This window comes from Mesobacillus subterraneus, from assembly GCF_020524355.2.
Classification (GTDB): Bacteria; Bacillota; Bacilli; order Bacillales; family Cytobacillaceae; genus Mesobacillus; species Mesobacillus subterraneus_C.
The window spans coordinates 3,170,086-3,190,169 of sequence record NZ_CP129019.1 but is presented as its reverse complement, the minus strand read 5'-3'; the positions used below and the strand labels follow the sequence as shown (position 1 = coordinate 3,190,169).

Sequence of the window (20,084 nt, the reverse complement as noted above, 5' to 3'; positions counted from 1 at the left end):
CGTAAAGGCAATCGGAATGCGAACCTTCTGGTTCGTACTGTGGATGTAATCCACATAGTTGACCGCTTGTTTGTTTAGTTTTGAGGGAGCAATTGCCTCAAGACTTTTTTGTTCCTTGAAAACTAGATAATCGTAAGTAAGAAGAACCAAGAAAAAACCGAGTGATCGCCATTTTAGTTTTTCTCTCTATTTAATAGAGAAATGACCTTTTAGGTTAAGTTAGAAAGGGCGCACGGTGGATGCCTTGGCACTAGGAGCCGATGAAGGACGGGACTAACACCGATATGCTTCGGGGAGCTGTAAGCAAGCTTTGATCCGGAGATTTCCGAATGGGGAAACCCACTGTTCGTAATGGAACAGTATCTTTACCTGAATACATAGGGTATTGAAGGCAGACCCGGGGAACTGAAACATCTAAGTACCCGGAGGAAGAGAAAGCAAACGCGATTCCCTGAGTAGCGGCGAGCGAAACGGGACATAGCCCAAACCAAGAGGCTTGCCTCTTGGGGTTGTAGGACACTCAACATGGAGTTACAAAGGAACGGGGTAGATGAAGTGGTCTGGAAAGGCCCGTCAGAGAAGGTAAAAACCCTGTAGTTGAAACTTCGTTCCCTCCTGAGTGGATCCTGAGTACGGCGGGACACGAGAAATCCCGTCGGAAGCTGGGAGGACCATCTCCCAAGGCTAAATACTCCCTAGTGACCGATAGTGAACCAGTACCGTGAGGGAAAGGTGAAAAGCACCCCGGAAGGGGAGTGAAATAGATCCTGAAACCGTGTGCCTACAAGTAGTCAGAGCCCGTTCATGGGTGATGGCGTGCCTTTTGTAGAATGAACCGGCGAGTTACGATTACATGCAAGGTTAAGTTGAGAAGACGGAGCCGCAGCGAAAGCGAGTCTGAATAGGGCGAGTTAGTATGTGGTCGTAGACCCGAAACCAGGTGATCTACCCATGTCCAGGGTGAAGGTTGGGTAACACCAACTGGAGGCTTCGAACCCACGCACGTTGAAAAGTGCGGGGATGAGGTGTGGGTAGCGGAGAAATTCCAATCGAACTTGGAGATAGCTGGTTCTCTCCGAAATAGCTTTAGGGCTAGCCTCACGTTGTAAGAGTCTTGGAGGTAGAGCACTGTTTGGACTAGGGGCCCTCATCGGGTTACCGAATTCAGACAAACTCCGAATGCCAAAGACTTATCCGTGGGAGTCAGACTGCGAGTGATAAGATCCGTAGTCAAAAGGGAAACAGCCCAGACCACCAGCTAAGGTCCCAAAGTATACGTTAAGTGGAAAAGGATGTGGAGTTGCTTAGACAACCAGGATGTTGGCTTAGAAGCAGCCACCATTTAAAGAGTGCGTAATAGCTCACTGGTCGAGTGACTCTGCGCCGAAAATGTACCGGGGCTAAACGTATCACCGAAGCTGTGGATTGACATCTTAGATGTCAGTGGTAGGAGAGCGTTCTAAGGGCGTTGAAGTCAGACCGTAAGGACTGGTGGAGCGCTTAGAAGTGAGAATGCCGGTATGAGTAGCGAAAGATGGGTGAGAATCCCATCCACCGAATGCCCAAGGTTTCCTGAGGAAGGCTCGTCCTCTCAGGGTTAGTCGGGACCTAAGCCGAGTAAAGGCGTAGGCGATGGACAATGGGTTGATATTCCTGTACCACCTCTTTATCGTTTGAGCAATGGGGGGACGCAGTAGGATAGGGTAAGCGCGCTGTTGGATATGCGCGTCTAAGCAGTAAGGCTGCAAGTGAGGCAAATCCCGCTTGCGTGAAGGCTGAGCTGTGACAGCGAGGGAAATATAGTACCGAAGTTCCTGATTTCACACTGCCAAGAAAAGCCTCTAGCGAGATAAAAGGTGCCCGTACCGCAAACCGACACAGGTAGGCGAGGAGAGAATCCTAAGGTGAGCGAGAGAACTCTCGTTAAGGAACTCGGCAAAATGACCCCGTAACTTCGGGAGAAGGGGTGCTCATTTGGGTGAATAGCCTAGATGAGCCGCAGTGAATAAGTACCAGGCGACTGTTTAGCAAAAACACAGGTCTCTGCGAAGCCGCAAGGCGAAGTATAGGGGCTGACGCCTGCCCGGTGCTGGAAGGTTAAGAGGAGGGGTTAGCTCACGCGAAGCTCTGAATCGAAGCCCCAGTAAACGGCGGCCGTAACTATAACGGTCCTAAGGTAGCGAAATTCCTTGTCGGGTAAGTTCCGACCCGCACGAAAGGCGTAACGATCTGGGCACTGTCTCAACGAGAGACTCGGTGAAATTATAGTACCTGTGAAGATGCAGGTTACCCGCGACAGGACGGAAAGACCCCGTGGAGCTTTACTGTAGCCTGATATTGAATTTTGGTACAGCTTGTACAGGATAGGTAGGAGCCTGAGAAACCGGAGCGCCAGCTTCGGTGGAGGCGCTGGTGGGATACTACCCTGGCTGTATTGAAATTCTAACCCACGCCCCTGATCGGGGCGGGAGACAGTGTCAGGTGGGCAGTTTGACTGGGGCGGTCGCCTCCTAAAGAGTAACGGAGGCGCCCAAAGGTTCCCTCAGAATGGTTGGAAATCATTCGCAGAGTGTAAAGGCACAAGGGAGCTTGACTGCGAGACCTACAAGTCGAGCAGGGACGAAAGTCGGGCTTAGTGATCCGGTGGTTCCGCATGGAAGGGCCATCGCTCAACGGATAAAAGCTACCCCGGGGATAACAGGCTTATCTCCCCCCAAGAGTCCACATCGACGGGGAGGTTTGGCACCTCGATGTCGGCTCATCGCATCCTGGGGCTGTAGTCGGTCCCAAGGGTTGGGCTGTTCGCCCATTAAAGCGGTACGCGAGCTGGGTTCAGAACGTCGTGAGACAGTTCGGTCCCTATCCGTCGTGGGCGCAGGAAATTTGAGAGGAGCTGTCCTTAGTACGAGAGGACCGGGATGGACGCACCGCTGGTGTACCAGTTGTCTTGCCAAAGGCATCGCTGGGTAGCTATGTGCGGACGGGATAAGTGCTGAAAGCATCTAAGCATGAAGCCCCCCTCAAGATGAGATTTCCCATAGCGCAAGCTAGTAAGAACCCTGAAAGATGATCAGGTTGATAGGTCAGAGGTGGAAGCGCGGTGACGTGTGGAGCTGACTGATACTAATCGTTCGAGGACTTAACCAAATTAGATTACTCGTTTTTCTTGAATTCTTCTTACACATTATCTAGTTTTGAGGGAATAAAAGTTTTTATTATCGTAACAAAAACTTTTTAAAATTTTCTCTTGCAAAATGCATAAAAGACAGTATAATAGATATTGTCTTTGAAAAAATGTCTGGTGGCGATGGCGAGAAGGTCACACCCGTTCCCATACCGAACACGGAAGTTAAGCTTCTCAGCGCCGATGGTAGTTGGGGGTTTCCCCCTGTGAGAGTAGGACGCCGCCGGGCAGGATGCATTTTGATCCTCTTCAAAGATACGGATCGTGTATCCAAGTCGGAGAAATCATTATTATTCCGCAGTAGCTCAGTGGTAGAGCACTCGGCTGTTAACCGAGCGGTCGTAGGTTCGAATCCTACCTGCGGAGCCAATTTGGAGAGCTGTCCGAGAGGTCGAAGGAGCACGATTGGAAATCGTGTAGACGGTCAACGCTGTCTCAAGGGTTCGAATCCCTTGCTCTCCGCCATAGAATTTTATATCTGGCCCCTTGGTCAAGCGGTTAAGACACCGCCCTTTCACGGCGGTAACACGGGTTCGAATCCCGTAGGGGTCACCAAACGGAGGATTAGCTCAGCTGGGAGAGCATCTGCCTTACAAGCAGAGGGTCGGCGGTTCGATCCCGTCATCCTCCACCATAAATATTTTAAAAGATTATTACCGTCGCGGGGTGGAGCAACGAGCGTTACTTCACTGTATGAACTGCGAGTTGTACCGATCGAGCAGCAGCTTGAATAAGCTTCCTGAGATCGGGACAGTCATTGCTCTCAAAGAGCATGCACAAAACAATCTTATTATTACCGTCGCGGGGTGGAGCAGTCCGGTAGCTCGTCGGGCTCATAACCCGAAGGTCGCAGGTTCAAATCCTGCCCCCGCAATCTGGTCCCGTGGTGTAGCGGTTAACATGCCTGCCTGTCACGCAGGAGATCGCCGGTTCGATCCCGGTCGGGACCGCCATTTTTATTAAGTGGCTCAGTAGCTCAGTCGGTAGAGCAAGTTGCTCACATCATCGAATAAGCTTCTACGGCAACTTGCGAGAAAGACCGAAGGTCATTCGAGCAAAGGACCTAAACCATTAAAAGTTTAGACTACAATATCATAGTGGCTCAGTAGCTCAGTCGGTAGAGCAAAGGACTGAAAATCCTTGTGTCGGCGGTTCGATTCCGTCCTGAGCCACCATTTATACAATACCTGGTTATTCAGGGGATTTAAAAAATGGTTTTTTAACACCAGAAAAAATGTTATAGTGGAGGGGTAGCGAAGTGGCTAAACGCGGCGGACTGTAAATCCGCTCCCTCAGGGTTCGGCGGTTCGAATCCGTCCCCCTCCACCACTTAATATAGGGGTATAGTTTAAAGGTAGAACGAAGGTCTCCAAAACCTTTGGTGTGGGTTCGATTCCTACTACCCCTGCCAATTTTATAATGGCGATTGTGGCGAAGTGGTTAACGCACCTGATTGTGGTTCAGGCATTCGTGGGTTCGATTCCCATCAGTCGCCCCATTATAATCACATTTTCAGTAATAAATGAATACTATATATTGGGCTATAGCCAAGCGGTAAGGCATCGCACTTTGACTGCGACATGCGTTGGTTCGAATCCAGCTAGCCCAGCCATTTTTTGCGGAAGTAGTTCAGTGGTAGAATACAACCTTGCCAAGGTTGGGGTCGCGGGTTCGAATCCCGTCTTCCGCTCCAAAAATATATGGCGGCATAGCCAAGTGGTAAGGCAAAGGTCTGCAAAACCTTTATTCACCGGTTCAAATCCGGTTGCCGCCTCCACTAACTCATTAGTGGCAGCAAGAAAGCAAGACATTTTAATATGCCGGTGTGGCGGAATTGGCAGACGCGCACGACTCAAAATCGTGTTCCTTCTGGAGTGTCGGTTCGACCCCGACCACCGGTACCACTTTTATTATAAACAGGTTTTCCTGTTTTCTTTATTTCATAAAGATATGTATGCGGGTGTAGTTTAGTGGTAAAACCTCAGCCTTCCAAGCTGATGATGAGGGTTCGATTCCCTTCACCCGCTCCATACATACGTGACTAACGCAGTATGTCGTTTCCAGAAAACGATATGCTGCGTTTTTTCTTTGCCAGTGTTATCACTGAACCTGTTTTCATAGTGTTCGTAAAATAAACGGAGAAATTTCGCTTAAATTGAATATGACCCTTATTTTCACTAAAATAAGGGTCGGTTTTCCGTCTATTTAGATAAAATCATTGGACTTTGTCTTATTTTTAACCGTTAGCCGGAATATCTCCGCTTATTCTAGCTTCATAAGCGTCCTCTACATACAATAACCGGAATATCTCCGCTTATTTCACTTCTTAAGCAGCATGCACTATATATACAATAGCCTGAAATTTTCCGCTTATACCTACATGATGGTCACCAATGAATGATCATCACCCAAAAAGAAAAAGGATGCATCAGCATCTGATCATTCTATATGTGCCAGTCCCTCCATGGATTTGGGTAAACATGTTCATTAATGATTGTGTCATTTTTTGCATGCTCTCGGGTGCAGTTGAGGGTCTTAAATATACAATCTGCAGGGCATTTGTCGTTGATGCTGTTACGGCAGATCTTTCGGAATCTACAAATGGGCTGCCGAATGGACCTTGTTCATCTGCAGAGGTGATTAAGTTGGCAAGGTTATTGGTTCTTCCATTTAGACCTTTATATTCTTCTCCTTCTTCTCCGATTTTAATCGATACAGTTCCTATCAGCTTGTCACTGTCATAAACTCCTATTGGAATTTGATATTCAAGTGAGAAGAAGTTATTTAAATCTATCGCACTATGTATGGGTTGAAGATAATTCTGCTTTGCGATTCTTCGGTAGAGGGACTCAGCCGAATGTCTATATCGGTTTGGATCCTTCCCTGTTGTTTTGAATATTCTTCGCCATTCTTTGATGCCTTCAAGCTCGGTTACGTTTTTTTCCAGAAGGTCGAAGTAAATTGATTCCTGGAAAAGCTGCAATCTGCCTTTTAACATTTGCGGAGACTCGCCTACCTGTATGTCTTTATACTCGATAATCCCGACTGAGAATCCGGGAATGAGATCGCATATCGACCTGGAAACTTGAATTTCCATTGATTACACCTCCAAAACTGCTTTAAAATAGTTTATCATAAAAGTAATTTGCTTTTAAATTTCTGGGATTTCAATATAAATATCAAAATGGAAAGGAGGAATCCGCCAGTGGATATAGCAAGTTTGAAGCAGGATATTATCGAATACAGCAAAACAATCGGGATTGATAAAATAGGTTTTGCGGCACCTTCAACCTTTGAGGAGATGAAGGTTCGGTTATATAAACAGCAGGAACTTCAATATCATTCCGGATTTGAGGAGAAGGATATTGAAAAGAGAACGGAACCTAGCCTGATTTTTGACCGCCCTAAATCAATCATCTCGATTGCACTAGCTTATCCTTCAAAGATGAAGACGAAAGTTGTCAGCAAGAAGAGAGAACGGCGTGGAATCTTCTGCCGTGCATCATGGGGGACTGATTATCACGTAGTCCTAAGGGACAGGTTGAAAAAACTCGAGGAATACATTGCTTCGAAGGTACCTGGTTCAATGTTCAAATCGATGGTTGATACGGGAGAATTAGTTGACAGGGCAGTTGCCGAACGGGCAGGGATAGGCTGGAGCGGAAAAAATTGTTCCATTATCACACCAGAGTTTGGATCATATGTTTATTTAGGTGAAATGATCACCAATATACCGTTTGAACCCGATACGCCTATGGAGGATCGTTGTGGCAGCTGCAATAAATGTGTGGATGTTTGTCCAACTGGCGCTCTTGTGCAGGGTGGACAGCTTGATGCAAAAAAATGCATTGCTTTCGTGACACAGACTAAGGGCTTTTTGGCGGATGAGTTCAGGGAAAAACTGGGCAATCGCTTATATGGCTGTGATACTTGCCAGACAGTTTGTCCCGAGAACAAAGGGAAGGATTTTCATTTCCATGAAGAAATGGAGCCAGACCCTGAAATTGCAAAGCCTCTTCTGAAACCTTTACTGACGATGAGCAACCGTGATTTTAAAGAAAAGTTTGGACATGTGTCTGGTTCCTGGCGAGGGAAGAAGCCTATCCAGCGCAATGCGATCATTGCCCTTGCGCATTATAAAGATGACACAGCAGTACCTGAGTTGATCAAGGTAATGCAGGATGATCCAAGACCTGTTCTCAGGGGAACGGCTGCATGGGCGCTTGGCAAAATTGGCGGAATTGAAGCGTTGGACGCATTAAAACATGCCTCTGCTGTTGAGAAGGAAGAGGAAGTACTAAGTGAAATCAGTAAGGGACTGGAGTTTTACAAGGACAACCCAGAGTCGAATATATCTGTGTAAGAAGAATGGATTTTGTTAAATCCATTCTTTTTTTATGCGTGAAATCCTGGAATGCTTCATAAATATGAAAGGTGAAGGGAGAGATGAACATGCGTGAACAACTGCAGGAACTTCTTGAACAGCGTGTCCTTCAATGTGTATCAATGCCGCGAAATCAACTGCACGAGTGTCCCAGTATAGAGATAAAAAAGCAGAGTTTTGCCAATCGATCTGCTGAAATTGTAAAAGCAAAGGCAAATGGCAGAGTAATAGAGAAGGTTGACAATAAGGAAGATGCTTCGGTTTTATATGAGGTCCATTTTCAGTATTTAATCAAGCAGCGGGGATTGTTTTACATGGAGGAAGAAGTGGAGAAGAGACAGGCTGAATTTTACAAAGGCGTCCTGGTAATGGATGAAAAGCTGAACGAATTCAGAAAATCCCATGGCAGCGAAGAAGCACTGCCTGCTACTGCGCATCAGGATGGAGACCAAGAGAGGAAAGGATTCAGGTATGACAGGCTGAAGGCTGTCCAGTATGCGGAAAGATGGTGGAATGACTACAATCCTGCATATAAAAAGTTCGAGGTCGATTGTACCAACTATATATCGCAATGCCTTCATCAGGGCGGAGGGTCGATGCGAGGGTACCCAAATCGAAGCAATGGCTGGTGGATGCAGAATGATAATTGGAGCTTCAGCTGGTCGGTCGCCAATGCAATGCGCTGGTATATCCCAGGGTCCAAGCTGGGGTTGAGGGGAAGAGAAGTAAACAGTGCAGAAAAGCTGAAGCTTGGGGATGTCATTTGTTATGACTTTGAGGGGGATAGCCGTTTTGACCATACTACAATTGTTACGGGACATGATGCGGATGGAATGCCGCTGGTCAATGCCCATACTTATAACAGCCGGATGCGGTATTGGGCATATGAGGATTCGACGGCCTATACTCCTAATATTAAATACAAGTTCTTTACGATTACGGATGATCATGATGATATTTAATGACATTCCGAAATAGTACAGCGCCATTTCTTTTGCTGTAAAGGAGTGTAGTGGTATAATGGCTTTAGTTTTTATCAGAGGTGAAAGTCATGGCATTGCATGTTGTATTATTTCAGCCGCTCATTCCAGCAAACACTGGCAATATAGCGCGCACATGCGCCGGTACCGATACCGAGCTTCACTTGATCAGGCCGTTGGGGTTTTCGACGGATGACAAGATGTTGAAGCGGGCGGGTTTGGATTATTGGGAGCATGTGAAAATTCATTATTATGATTCGCTCGAGGACTTTTATCAACAGAACGAGGGCGGAAAATTCTTTTACGTAACCAAATTTGGCAAAAAGGCGCATTCTGATTTTGATTATAGTGCAGCCGAGAAGGATTTCTTCTTTATTTTTGGCAGAGAGACGACAGGATTACCTGAAGAAGTGATTGAAAAAAAATATCGAGACATGTCTGAGGCTGCCTATGAATGATAATATTCGTTCATTAAACCTGTCTAACACTGCCGCTATTTTGATTTATGAAGCGCTTAGACAACAGGACTATCGTGATTTGCGTAAATTTTAGGAGGCCTGATCAGGTCTCCTTTTTGCCATGATCTGCGTCCGGGAATTCGGTATTTTGCATGGAGTGTAGCTTATTTATGGCTATATATAATCCAGAAGGAGTTGTTAATAAGATGAATCAGGTAATTGAGACTATATTACAACATCGTTCGATCAGACGTTTTACAGATCAACCGCTTGATCGGGAGCAAGTTGAAACAATCGTGAAAAGTGCCCAGGCGGCTTCTACTTCTAGCTTTATCCAGGCATATTCAATAATCGGTGTAAATGATCAGAAGAAAAAGGACAAGCTGGCGGAATTGGCGGGTAATCAAGCATATGTAGCAGCAAATGGCCACTTTTTTGTATTTTGTGCAGACCTGCATCGCCATATGGTAGCCGCTGACTTGGAAAGCGCAGATGTGAAAGATTCAATTGAGAGCACGGAAAAATTTATGGTTGCCTTGATTGATGCTGCTTTAGCTGCCCAGAATGCGGCCATAGCGGCTGAATCGATCGGACTTGGGATTTGCTATATTGGCGGAATACGCAACGACCTCGAGGCTGTAAAAGAGGTTCTGAAGACGCCAGAACATGTTATTCCCCTGTTTGGCATGGCAGTTGGCTATCCAGATCAGATAACGGATGTGAAGCCGCGTCTGCCGCTCGAGCATGTGTATATGGAAAATGAGTATCAACAAGATCGGGAATTATTTGAAAGTCAGCTCCACGAGTATAATACAACTACTGCTGAATACTACCGGGAAAGAACCGGCGGGAAGCGTGAGGATACCTGGACGGCCCAAATGGCAAAAATGCTTGGGCATAAATCAAGGTTGTACATGAAGGAGTTTGTAGAAAATCAAAAATTGAATAAAAAATAATCATGGAAAAGTAAAAAAGCTGCCAATCGGCAGCTTTTTATTTTTTAGTGATCCCCGGCTTATCATCGTAACCTGCAGTGAAGATTGCAGATAAGAATGCAATAGATACACCTATAATCAGAATTAATTTCATGTATGTAAGCCTCCCTTTTGTTCGTCTTTGTCCATATAGAATTTATTATATCCTATTCTTCCGTAACTGTGAAGGATGGGCTTATTTTTTTCCTGATGGAAATAAAAAAGGACAATCATTCAAACGGAACGTTTACGCATGTTCAAATTGTTTGCTGCATAGAATTTATTAATCGTCTCTTGATAACGCTAGATGGGGAGGTCCATATGGATATTTTAAAAAAGATTGAGATGTATCGCCAGGATGAAGAGAAGCTGAAGTGGGAAGGGACGTTCAGGGAGTATCTTGAAATTGTGAAGGAACAGCCATGGGTTGCTCAATCGGCACATTCGCGTGTGTTTAATATGATTAAAGACGCCGGGATTGAAAACGAAAAAGGCAAGAAGCGCTATTCCTTCTTTAATGCACAGTTGTTCGGCCTTGAGGAGGCATTGGAAAGACTTGTAGAGGAGTATTTTCACCCGGCTGCAAAAAGGCTGGATGTCAGAAAGCGGATCCTTTTGTTAATGGGGCCAGTAAGCGGAGGGAAATCAACCCTCGTCACGATGTTGAAAAGAGGGCTCGAGGCTTATTCTCATACAGACAGAGGGGCAATTTACGCGATTAAGGGCTGTCCGATGCATGAAGACCCTCTGCATATGATTCCGCATCATTTGCGCAAGGATTTTTTTGATGAATATGGCATTCGAATCGAGGGTAATCTGTCGCCGCTTAATATGATGAGACTTGATCAGGAATACGGAGGCAGGATTGAAGATGTGATTGTCGAGCGGATTTTCTTCTCTGAAGATAAGCGGACGGGTATCGGCACATTCAGTCCATCTGATCCAAAGTCTCAGGATATTGCCGATTTGACCGGCAGTATTGATTTTTCTACTATCGCGGAATATGGTTCTGAGTCTGACCCGAGAGCTTACCGTTTTGATGGCGAGCTAAACAAGGTCAATCGGGGAATGATGGAATTCCAGGAAATGCTGAAGTGTGATGAGAAATTCCTCTGGCACTTGCTCAGCCTGACGCAGGAAGGTAACTTTAAAGCGGGAAGATTTGCATTGATCAGCGCGGATGAGTTGATTGTGGCGCATACAAATGAAACGGAATACCGATCATTTATCTCTAATAAAAAGAACGAAGCCCTGCATTCACGAATCATCGTGATGCCAATTCCATATAATTTAAAAGTGTCAGAAGAAGAGAAGATTTATGACAAGATGATCAGGGAAAGCGATGTAAACGATGTCCATATCGCGCCGCATACTTTGAGGGTGGCTGCGATGTTCACGATTCTTACACGCCTGAAGGACCCAAAGAAGGGCGATATTGACCTGATCAAGAAGATGAGGCTCTATGATGGAGAGAGTGTCGAAGGTTACAACAGAGCTGATGTAGATGAACTGAAAAAAAGAGCATCAAGATGAAGGCATGAGCGGTATTGACCCTCGTTATGTCATTAACCGGATTTCTTCTACAATTATCAGGAAAGAAGTTAAAACGATTAATGCATTAGACGTCCTGAGATCACTAAAGGAAGGTCTTGACCAGCATCCATCTATTACTGCTGAGACAAGGGAGCGCTATTTGAACTATATTTCGATTGCTCGTAAGGAATACGATGATATCGCGAAAAAAAGAAGTTCAAAAGGCATTCGTGTATTCATACGAAGAATCAGCTAAAACTCTCATGGATAATTACCTTGATAATGTTGAGGCGTATTGCAATAAGGCGAAAATGCGCGATCAGCTGACTGGTGAGGAAATCAATCCGGATGAAAAGCTGATGCGCTCTATCGAGGAACAGATTGGAATTTCCGAAAATGCGAAGAAAGCGTTCCGTGAAGAGATTTTAATCCGGATTTCTGCCTATGCCCGCAAAGGAAAGAGGTTTGACTACAATTCACATGACCGTCTGCGCGAAGCAATTCAGAAAAAGCTGTTTGCTGACTTGAAGGATGTCGTCAAGATCACAACTTCAACGAAGACTCCTGATGAGACGCAATTGAAGAAAATCAATAATGTAGTCGCAAGACTGATCGATGAGCATGGTTACAACTCTACTTCAGCAAATGAATTGCTGCGGTATGTCGGAAGCTTGTTAAACAGATAGATTAGGAGGACCTGCAGATTGCAGGTCCTTTTAGTTTATAAGTACCTGAAAGCGGGAATAGTACAGACAAGAGGTGATTAACATGGCTAAAAAAGATTTGCCGAAAGACTATGTCCCTAAAAATAGTTCAATGGCACGCAATGAAGAGGAAATAGAAGATCTGGGCAAGCAAATGGAGAACCAACGCACAGGTGAAGTCTTGAAAGAGGAATATGATAAAGTACCAGATCCAATTCAATTTGATAAAACGAATGAAAAAGAATAACCTTTGCTGATAACGCAGAGGTTATTTTTTTGCTAATCAGGATATTATTAAATACTTTCAATGTGGATCACTATATGGCTGTCCGTAAATAACTTTCACTTTAGCTGCTGAAACAAGGACAATAATTCCTAAAGGGGTTTCAAGATAAAATGGGCTCGTCCAATCATAGGAGAAAAGGTTAATTGTCAAAATTATTTGTAAATTATTTTATCTTCCTGCATAAGATAGAGTAATTACAATTCCCACAAGGGTAAATTCCATCGGGATATTGTATGAAGGTATACTAAATTGTGTTACTGTCAAAATGAAAATTTTAAAGGAGGGGTTGAAAATGACCGATGAAAGCAGTCACCAGTTTGTGATTTCCCAGGAAGATTGGTCCCTCCACCGAAAAGGACATGATGACCAACAGCGCCATCAGGAAAAGGTGCAGGAAGCAATAAAGAGCAATCTGCCTGATTTAATCACCGAAGAGAATATTATCATGTCCAACGGCAGGGATGTCGTAAAGATTCCAATAAGGTCACTGGATGAGTACAAGATCCGTTATAACTATGATAAGAACAAACATGTCAGCCAGGGGGACGGAGACAGTAAAGTCGGCGATGTCGTCGCCCGTGATGGCTCCGGACAGCAGCAAGGTCCTGGGAAGGGGCAAGGAGCAGGAGACCAGGCGGGTGAAGATTACTACGAAGCAGAAGTATCAATGATGGAAATCGAAGAAGCTTTATTTAAAGAGCTGGAGCTTCCTAACCTCAAGAAGAAGGAAGAACAGGAGCATCTCGTTGAAAATATTGAATTCAACGATATCAGGAAGACTGGATTGATGGGGAATATTGATAAAAAGCGGACCATGATGTCTGCATATAAACGGAATGCGATGACCGGGAAACCATCCTTCCACCCTATTTACAAGGAGGACTTGAAGTTCAAGACCTGGAATGAGGTCGTGAAGCCTGATTCAAAGGCCGTAGTTCTTGCGATGATGGATACGAGCGGAAGTATGGGACTGTGGGAAAAATATATGGCGAGAAGCTTTTTCTTCTGGATGACTCGTTTCCTTCGTTCCAAGTATGAAACCGTTGAAATCGAATTTATCGCCCACCATACAGAAGCAAAGGTAGTATCCGAAGAAGACTTTTTCTCTAAAGGGGAAAGCGGAGGTACCATTTGTTCATCTGCTTATCGAAAAGCATTAGAACTTATTGATGTAAAATACAATCCAAGCAAGTTTAACATTTACCCATTCCATTTTTCAGATGGTGATAACCTGACCTCCGACAATGCCCGCTGTGTGAAGTTAGTAGAAGAACTGATGAAGGTCTCCAATATGTTTGGTTATGGAGAAGTCAATCAGTACAACCGCCACTCGACCCTAATGTCCGCGTATAAAAACATTAAAGATGATAACTTCCGTTACTATATCCTCAAGCAGAAGGCCGACGTATTCCACGCGATGAAAAGCTTTTTCAAAAATGAAGAAAATAAAATGTATGCTTAATCAAAAATCGGCAGGATAGAGATCCTGCCGATTCAGTTTGTAGACAAAAGGGGTTCGGAATGCTCTCATTCCGAACCCCTTTTTGGATTTCATCGAATTTTTCTAAGGAAATAGACTCTCTTTGCTATACTTTTAGGCCATTACTGGACTTCTCCATGTCCAGTTGGCCATCTTCTTCAGGTTCAATGCAGCGAAAGTAAGCATCGCCTGCATCGACAATTTTTTTAAGTCCCCTTAGGGTTGTCCAACGCATGCCATGCTTTTCTTTTGCATCTGCGAAAACGCGCTCAATGGTTTCTTTGCGCTTCGCATAGATTTGTTTTACTTCTGGTTTGTGTCTCAAGTGGTCTACCTCTTCTACGTACTCTTGCCAGATATGGCGCGTTACCACCTTTTGGTGGTCCTTGCTTTCTGTGCATTGCGCTAAAAACGGGCAGTTGGCGCAGATATGCTTGGGGGATTTATATTCACGATATCCCTCTTTAGTGGTGGTTGAATACTTCAAGATTTCACCGGCAGGACACAAGTAACAGTCGTAAAATTCGTCATATACATAGTCATATTTACGGAAGAAGCCATCCTTCGTTCGTGGTCGGGTATAAGGCAAAGCCGGGGTCATTTCATTTTCCATCAGAAACTTCGTAATCGCTGGTGTTTTATAGGCTGCGTCGTACCGCAACAGCAGTAGGCTTTCCAACTTTCTCTATCACTTGTTCTACCAGTGGCTCAAGAATCAGGCTGTCATGCGTGTTACCAGGTGTCACAATTGTCCCCAGGACAAATCCGTTACGATCTGATGCCGCATGGAAAGAGTAGGCAAACTGCTTTGTCCGTTCGTCCTTGACGTAGTATCCACTCTCAGGATCGGTCGTACTTTCCTTGATTTCCTTCGTTTCTTCCTTATCGAACTTATCAGGTGGAAAAGGTTCCTTCCCATGGTCTTCCCGATCCAGATTGATCTCTTCCTGGAGTTTCTCTTGATACGCCCGTGTTTCCTTACGCACCACTTTTTTCTCGAATTTATGTTTATTCGCACTGGCTTTTACGTGGGTTGAATCAATGAAGACGTGTTCTGCACTAATAAGTTTCTTATCAGCTGCGGTCTTAAGAATTCGATAGAAGATCTGTTCAAACAAATCAGTGTCTTTAAAACGGCGTTCGTAATTCTTCCCGAAGGTGGAGAAGTGGGGCACTTTATCATGGAATCCATAACCCAAAAACCAGCGGTAAGTATGTTCGTTTCTACTTCGGCAATGGTCTGGCGCATGGAACGGATGCCGAATGTATATTGAATGAATGAGAGTTTAATCAGAATAACAGGGTCAATGCTTGGGCAGCCTACTTCCGAATACACATCTTTCACCAAGTCATAAATGAAAGAAAAATCTAGGGCAGCTTCCATCTTACGGACTAAATGTTCCTGAGGAACCAGTTGGTCTAAAGCAACCACTTCTAATTGATCTCGTTGGATTGGATTATTTTTCGAAAGCATGTTTATCACCTCAAGCGTTATATATATCTATTTTAAAATAGACTTATGGTTAGTTCCACGTTAAGTTTGGAAGTCCTGTTGATTGGAGTGGAAGGCGCGTAGACTCCTGCGGGCTCAGCTGGACAGGTGAGACCCCGCAGACGCCAACGGCGGTGAGGAGGCTCACCGCCAGCCCCGCGGAAAGCGAAGCGCCTGGAACGGAAATCAACAGCCCCCATTCCAGCACCAACCAAAAAAAAAGACTGTAGACAAGCTCGATTTCCATCGAGTTTGTCTACAGTCTGAATCGGCAGGATAGAGATCCTGCCGATTTTTTCTTTGTTAAGGAAATTATAAAATTATTTAAGTGTGTATAACTACATGTAGTTTTCTTAATCCAGCTCCAGCGCATAGCCCCTCGAGTCGCTTCAGTTCGCTCAGGTGAAGTCAAAGAACGACTTCACCGGTCGGCCCTCCAGCGCTTGTCGGGGCTGAACGAGGCGCTTGCGCTTTTTGTTCGTATAAAAAACTCTTATATTAACAATCTATTTTTGAATTCCAATCGCCTGGCTGCCCATCTGTACCCAGGCTTTTTCGAAAGGTACACGCGGAACTGCTTTATATCCGTCACTGTCAAGAGGGTCGTTTACGTAAATGGATTCCTCGTCATAGCCGACAATCAGTACACTATGTTCTCTGTAAGTGATCTTCACGTTTCCCCGTGTTAGTCTTCCAAATTGTAAACTCCGACTCTGGGAGCGGAGCGAATGTGGAATTGGTGATGACCCAAACTGGCGAGTCGTTGTCGATCAGCTGATATACATCATGAATTGATTTTCCGGTGATGTCTTTAATCGCCCCGGGCAGATAATTTTCTGCAAGATTTGCTACTGGGACGTGGTAAACGCCATATCCTGACTTGCTGAATGCATAGATGTCGCCTACAAAGCCATCGTATGGATTTCCGCGAACATAATTTTCATCGCGGAACGGGATTTTATGTATTTGCTTAGCCAAGGTCATCTTGTCGGTTTGTATTCCTTTATACTGCAACAGCATAGTTAAGCTAGTTACTTCACACCCTCGCTGTAATTCTGGAAGCTGACTGATGTGAGGGACACCTTCAATCATTTTTTTCTCTTCAGTACTGATAAAATCCTCCAGATCTTCGTTATCATTAATATTTTTTGTGACCGAAAGAGCTTCTGTTCGAGTAATTTTGGGTGCAACCGAAGCTTGTGTTTCAGCAGTTGGATTTTCAACGGATCGGAAATTCTCTGCCCCAAGGTAGGTGGTCAAGAAGATGCCTCCAATTGATAAAGATCTAAGTAATAATTTTTTATCCAAAATATCTTCTCCTAATATTTCTCCTTCAAGTGAGCATCTATACCAATTTTAATCAAAATTCGACACGGATTCAATAGATTAATAGACTAGTATTGGAAATCTGTTGGTAATTACAAAAATTAGAATGAATTATTTTTGGTTTATGGGAAGTATTTGGGGGAAATTAGTGGTTGAATCAAAGTTGAAATCCATAAAAAAAGATTTTTAATATATTTTTCTGGCTGTAATCGGTAATACTATCTCTGTTATGAGTACAATCTTTTCAATAAATCAAATTTTATGTTAGTGTATTAAAGTGCAATGTTGAAGAAGGGAGTTTTTTGATGAAAAAGGATTTTTCTGTTTTTTACATATCGACTGGAATTTTGTTACTAATGGTTCTTTTCGGTGTGTTTGTTCCGGATACACTGGAATCAGTCACAGCCAGTATCCAGGCATTTATTACTGATTCTTTTGGCTGGTATTACTTAATTCTTGTTTCTGCTATTGTCATTGTTTGTTTGTATTTCCTGATCAGCCCACTTGGAAAGATTAGACTTGGCAGGCAGGATGACCGTCCTGAATTTTCTACCCTGACATGGTATGCGATGCTCTTCAGCGCAGGTATGGGGATAGGGTTGGTTTTCTGGGGCACAGCTGAACCAATCAGCCATTACATGGTCTCGACACCAACTGGAGTAGAAGCCGGGTCTGACCAGGCGATTCGTGATTCGATGAGATTCACATTTTTCCATTGGGGTATCCATGCGTGGGCCATTTATGGGATTGTTGCGCTGGTTTTAGCTTATTTCAATTTCCGTCATGGGAAGCCAGGTTTGATTAGTGCTACTCTTGGCCCGATTTTAGGCGACAAAACGAATGGCAAAACTGGAAAATTGATTGATATCATTTCCGTTGTCGCGACTGTTATTGGTGTGGCAACGACTTTAGGATTTGGAGCTGTACAAATTAACGGGGGTCTTTCTTACCTATTTGGAGTACCTGCAGGTTTTGTAACTCAATTGATTATTGTCCTGGTCGTTACAGTATTGTTTATGATATCTGCATGGTCAGGTCTTGGGAAAGGCATCAAGATTTTAAGCAATGTAAACATGATGCTTGCTGGGGTCTTGCTGGTTGCTATGCTGTTTTTGGGACCTACCCAATTTATTCTGAACCTCTTTACTAACACAATTGGTACATATCTTCAAAATCTGCCGGCAATGAGCTTCAGGATTGCACCTTTAAATGAAGATGTCCGTTCTTGGATTAACGGCTGGACCATTTTCTACTGGGCATGGTGGATTGCCTGGGCACCATTTGTAGGGATTTTTATAGCTCGAGTTTCTAAAGGCCGTACGATCAGAGAGTTTGTTTTTGGAGTATTACTTGTACCTTCTTTGATTGGCTTCTTATGGTTTTCTGCTTTCGGAGGTTCAGCGATCATGCTTGAGCACGAAGGAATTGCGAAAATTTCAGAACTTGCAACTGAAGAGGCACTATTTGGAGTGTTCGCAAACTATCCATTAAGCACATTATTGTCTATCGTCGCCATGATTCTTGTCGGTACATTCTTTATCACCTCAGCAGATTCAGGCACATTTGTTCTAGCGATGATGACAACGAACGGATCATTGACACCAGGAAATAGAATCAAGTTTACCTGGGGAATCATGCTGTCGGCAATTTCCTTAGTATTGCTGTATTCTGGCGGGCTTCAGGCATTGCAAAATACAATGATCGTAGCCGCATTGCCGTTCTCCATCATTATGGCATTAATGGCACTTAGTCTAATTAAAGCATTGAACCAAGAGGCGAAGGAATTGGGGATTGGCAAAATTCCTAAACGTAAGTCTTAATAATAGAATGTAAAGGAGTCATTCCGGTTTTAGGAATGACTCCTTTTTTTATTCATCAAGTTTTTTAAATCCTTCTTTTGAGTGTGAGTTACAGCTTTGGTCGGCTCAAGTATAGGCGCTATTAAGGGTTGGTTAGGTACCAATCCATACAAATTTTTACCGAAATCGATGGATCTTTTACCTTTATTTAGGTTTTTATGCGAATATGGCTTCTGATTATTTAATTCTGGACGATTTATGTGCAATTATCTTAAAAACTTGTGCATTTAGGACAGAAACTCAAGCAATTATTCAAGTTAGTTAAGAGAATAATTTTTCCAGTTACCTTTTTAAAGGGAACCCTTTCATTGATTTGAACTAAATGATCGAATGTGTTTTGACATTTGTAAAAGTATGTTTATTTATGAACATTTTGTTCTTTTTAAAATTGTAAATGTTTTCAATCGGATTTTTTGCTAAAATGAATATATTGAATTTATGTCATTTCCAAGGGTGATCACGAATGGAAAAAGAAAAATTATTAAAGATTATTGAGGCAGCTAAGCTCTATTATCTACTTGATTATAACCAGAATGATATTGCAAAGGAGTTGGGAGTATCAAGGTCGACAGTATCAAGGTTCTTGCAAATCGCAAAGCAGGAGGGTATCGTCGATATCAAAATCATGGACCCGACAGAGGATGTAGAGAATTTGTCAGCACAACTTGAACAAAAGTTTGGGTTGAAAAAGGCAATTGTTACCCATATTCCGCAATATGAAGACAGTGTAATCAAAACATATCTTGGGGAGAAGGCTGCTTCTTTTTTGAATGAGGTGGTTGAACATGATGATATTATCGGCGTCACTTGGGGAACCACCCTTTATCATGTAGCACTTGAGCTTAAACAGAAGCCGTGCAAGAATGTCAAGGTCGTTCAGCTGAAGGGCGGAGTCAGCCATTCAGAGACAAATACGTACGCGAATGAAATACTGTATTTATTCGGTAAGGCCTTCAACAGTGCACCTCACCATCTCCCATTGCCGGCAATCGTTGATCATGTCGTCGTAAAACAGGCAATGGAAGCGGACAGGCATATCAAGAAGATCCTGGAGATGGGGAAGCAATCGAACATTGCAGTCTATACAATCGGCCCTATAAAATCAGAATCTTTATTGTTCCAGTTAGGATACTTTACAGATGAAGATCTTCAGGTCATTTATTCAAAAGCCGTAGGGGATATATGTTCACGTTTTTTTGACAAAGATGGGAAGGTTTGCAACGAAAATCTTGATGCGAGAACTTTGGGAATAGAATTAGAAGAATTAAAATCAAAAAAGTATTCAGTATTGGTCGCAGGCGGAGCTCACAAAATAGATGGTATTTATGGAGCTTTAAAGGGGAAATATACAAATGTACTTGTAACGGACCAATTCACTGCAAAGTTCCTGTTAGATAAGTAAGGATCAGTGAGAAAAGTAAAAG

The 20,084-nt window shown here is 43.8% G+C and carries 10 protein-coding genes, 15 tRNA genes, 2 rRNA genes and 3 pseudogenes; 26 read left to right on the top strand and 4 right to left on the bottom strand.

Annotated elements, in window-relative coordinates; translation table 11 throughout:
* Positions 1-212 precede the first annotated feature (212 nt).
* From LC048_RS16595 to LC048_RS16515, 17 genes are all read left to right on the top strand, one after another.
* Positions 213-3,147, top strand: a 23S ribosomal RNA gene (locus LC048_RS16595).
* 150 nt (positions 3,148-3,297) lie between these two features.
* A 5S ribosomal RNA gene (rrf, locus tag LC048_RS16590) occupies positions 3,298-3,413 on the top strand.
* Positions 3,414-3,478: 65 nt separating this feature from the next.
* A tRNA-Asn gene (locus tag LC048_RS16585) sits at positions 3,479-3,553 on the top strand.
* Between the two features lie 4 nt (positions 3,554-3,557).
* A tRNA-Ser gene (locus tag LC048_RS16580) sits at positions 3,558-3,649 on the top strand.
* A 15-nt stretch (positions 3,650-3,664) separates the two neighbouring features.
* Positions 3,665-3,739: transfer RNA gene (locus LC048_RS16575), tRNA-Glu, on the top strand.
* A gap of 3 nt (positions 3,740-3,742) precedes the next feature.
* Positions 3,743-3,818: transfer RNA gene (locus LC048_RS16570), tRNA-Val, on the top strand.
* 166 nt (positions 3,819-3,984) lie between these two features.
* A tRNA-Met gene (locus LC048_RS16565) sits at positions 3,985-4,058 on the top strand.
* A gap of 3 nt (positions 4,059-4,061) precedes the next feature.
* Positions 4,062-4,137 (top strand) — tRNA-Asp (locus tag LC048_RS16560).
* A gap of 146 nt (positions 4,138-4,283) precedes the next feature.
* Positions 4,284-4,359, top strand: a tRNA-Phe gene (locus tag LC048_RS16555).
* 69 nt (positions 4,360-4,428) lie between these two features.
* A tRNA-Tyr gene (locus LC048_RS16550) sits at positions 4,429-4,513 on the top strand.
* An 8-nt stretch (positions 4,514-4,521) separates the two neighbouring features.
* Positions 4,522-4,595: transfer RNA gene (locus LC048_RS16545), tRNA-Trp, on the top strand.
* Between the two features lie 11 nt (positions 4,596-4,606).
* Positions 4,607-4,682: transfer RNA gene (locus LC048_RS16540), tRNA-His, on the top strand.
* A 39-nt stretch (positions 4,683-4,721) separates the two neighbouring features.
* A tRNA-Gln gene (locus tag LC048_RS16535) sits at positions 4,722-4,796 on the top strand.
* Positions 4,797-4,802: 6 nt separating this feature from the next.
* A tRNA-Gly gene (locus LC048_RS16530) sits at positions 4,803-4,877 on the top strand.
* Between the two features lie 9 nt (positions 4,878-4,886).
* Positions 4,887-4,961, top strand: a tRNA-Cys gene (locus LC048_RS16525).
* A 42-nt stretch (positions 4,962-5,003) separates the two neighbouring features.
* A tRNA-Leu gene (locus LC048_RS16520) sits at positions 5,004-5,088 on the top strand.
* Between the two features lie 52 nt (positions 5,089-5,140).
* Positions 5,141-5,214, top strand: a tRNA-Gly gene (locus tag LC048_RS16515).
* Positions 5,215-5,612: 398 nt separating this feature from the next.
* On the opposite strand, the gene LC048_RS16510 is transcribed toward LC048_RS16515, so the two are convergent.
* Positions 5,613-6,281 (bottom strand): B3/B4 domain-containing protein, encoded by a 669-nt coding sequence (locus LC048_RS16510; protein ID WP_226607913.1) that lies wholly within the window; start codon positions 6,279-6,281, stop codon positions 5,613-5,615.
* Positions 6,282-6,389: 108 nt separating this feature from the next.
* Here LC048_RS16510 and queG point away from each other — a divergent pair, with 108 nt between their 5' ends.
* From queG to yhbH, 7 genes and pseudogenes are all read left to right on the top strand, one after another.
* Complete coding sequence (queG, locus tag LC048_RS16505; RefSeq protein ID WP_226607914.1) at positions 6,390-7,547, top strand: tRNA epoxyqueuosine(34) reductase QueG; 1,158 nt, start codon at positions 6,390-6,392, stop codon at positions 7,545-7,547.
* Positions 7,548-7,636: 89 nt separating this feature from the next.
* Positions 7,637-8,530 (top strand): amidase domain-containing protein, encoded by an 894-nt coding sequence (locus LC048_RS16500; RefSeq protein ID WP_306048150.1) that lies wholly within the window; start codon positions 7,637-7,639, stop codon positions 8,528-8,530.
* An 89-nt stretch (positions 8,531-8,619) separates the two neighbouring features.
* Positions 8,620-9,100, top strand: a pseudogene (gene trmL, locus LC048_RS16495) (tRNA (uridine(34)/cytosine(34)/5-carboxymethylaminomethyluridine(34)-2'-O)-methyltransferase TrmL).
* 112 nt (positions 9,101-9,212) lie between these two features.
* Positions 9,213-9,962: an oxygen-insensitive NADPH nitroreductase gene (gene nfsA / locus LC048_RS16490; protein ID WP_226607920.1), complete on the top strand. Its 750-nt coding sequence runs from the start codon at positions 9,213-9,215 to the stop codon at positions 9,960-9,962.
* Positions 9,963-10,301: 339 nt separating this feature from the next.
* Positions 10,302-12,199: pseudogene (locus tag LC048_RS16485) on the top strand (PrkA family serine protein kinase).
* Between the two features lie 82 nt (positions 12,200-12,281).
* A complete protein-coding gene (locus LC048_RS16480; protein ID WP_226607925.1) occupies positions 12,282-12,464 on the top strand; it encodes a hypothetical protein in 183 nt (60 codons plus the stop codon).
* A gap of 331 nt (positions 12,465-12,795) precedes the next feature.
* Positions 12,796-13,965: a sporulation protein YhbH gene (gene yhbH, locus LC048_RS16475; RefSeq protein WP_306048147.1), complete on the top strand. Its 1,170-nt coding sequence runs from the start codon at positions 12,796-12,798 to the stop codon at positions 13,963-13,965.
* Between the two features lie 132 nt (positions 13,966-14,097).
* Here yhbH and LC048_RS16470 read toward each other — a convergent pair.
* The 3 genes and pseudogenes from LC048_RS16470 to LC048_RS16460 all read right to left on the bottom strand — a co-directional run bounded on the left by LC048_RS16470 (position 14,098) and on the right by LC048_RS16460 (position 16,783).
* Positions 14,098-15,457 (bottom strand): annotated as a pseudogene (locus tag LC048_RS16470) (IS1182 family transposase).
* Positions 15,458-15,981: 524 nt separating this feature from the next.
* Positions 15,982-16,149 carry a C39 family peptidase gene (locus LC048_RS16465; protein WP_306048146.1) on the bottom strand — a complete coding sequence of 56 codons (168 nt, stop codon included), beginning with the start codon at positions 16,147-16,149 and terminating at the stop codon, positions 15,982-15,984.
* The gene (locus tag LC048_RS16460) at positions 16,124-16,783 is read right to left on the bottom strand and encodes a C39 family peptidase (protein WP_306048144.1); all 660 of its coding nucleotides are present in this window, start codon (positions 16,781-16,783) and stop codon (positions 16,124-16,126) included. The genes LC048_RS16465 and LC048_RS16460 overlap by 26 nt, the downstream gene beginning before the upstream one ends.
* A 323-nt stretch (positions 16,784-17,106) precedes the next feature.
* Here LC048_RS16460 and LC048_RS16455 point away from each other — a divergent pair, with 323 nt between their 5' ends.
* Positions 17,107-18,621, top strand: a complete 1,515-nt coding sequence (locus tag LC048_RS16455; protein WP_226599772.1) for a glycine betaine uptake BCCT transporter — start codon at positions 17,107-17,109, stop codon at positions 18,619-18,621.
* 502 nt (positions 18,622-19,123) lie between these two features.
* Positions 19,124-20,062 carry a DNA-binding transcriptional repressor DeoR gene (locus tag LC048_RS16450; protein WP_306048142.1) on the top strand — a complete coding sequence of 313 codons (939 nt, stop codon included), beginning with the start codon at positions 19,124-19,126 and terminating at the stop codon, positions 20,060-20,062.
* Positions 20,063-20,084 lie beyond the last annotated feature (22 nt).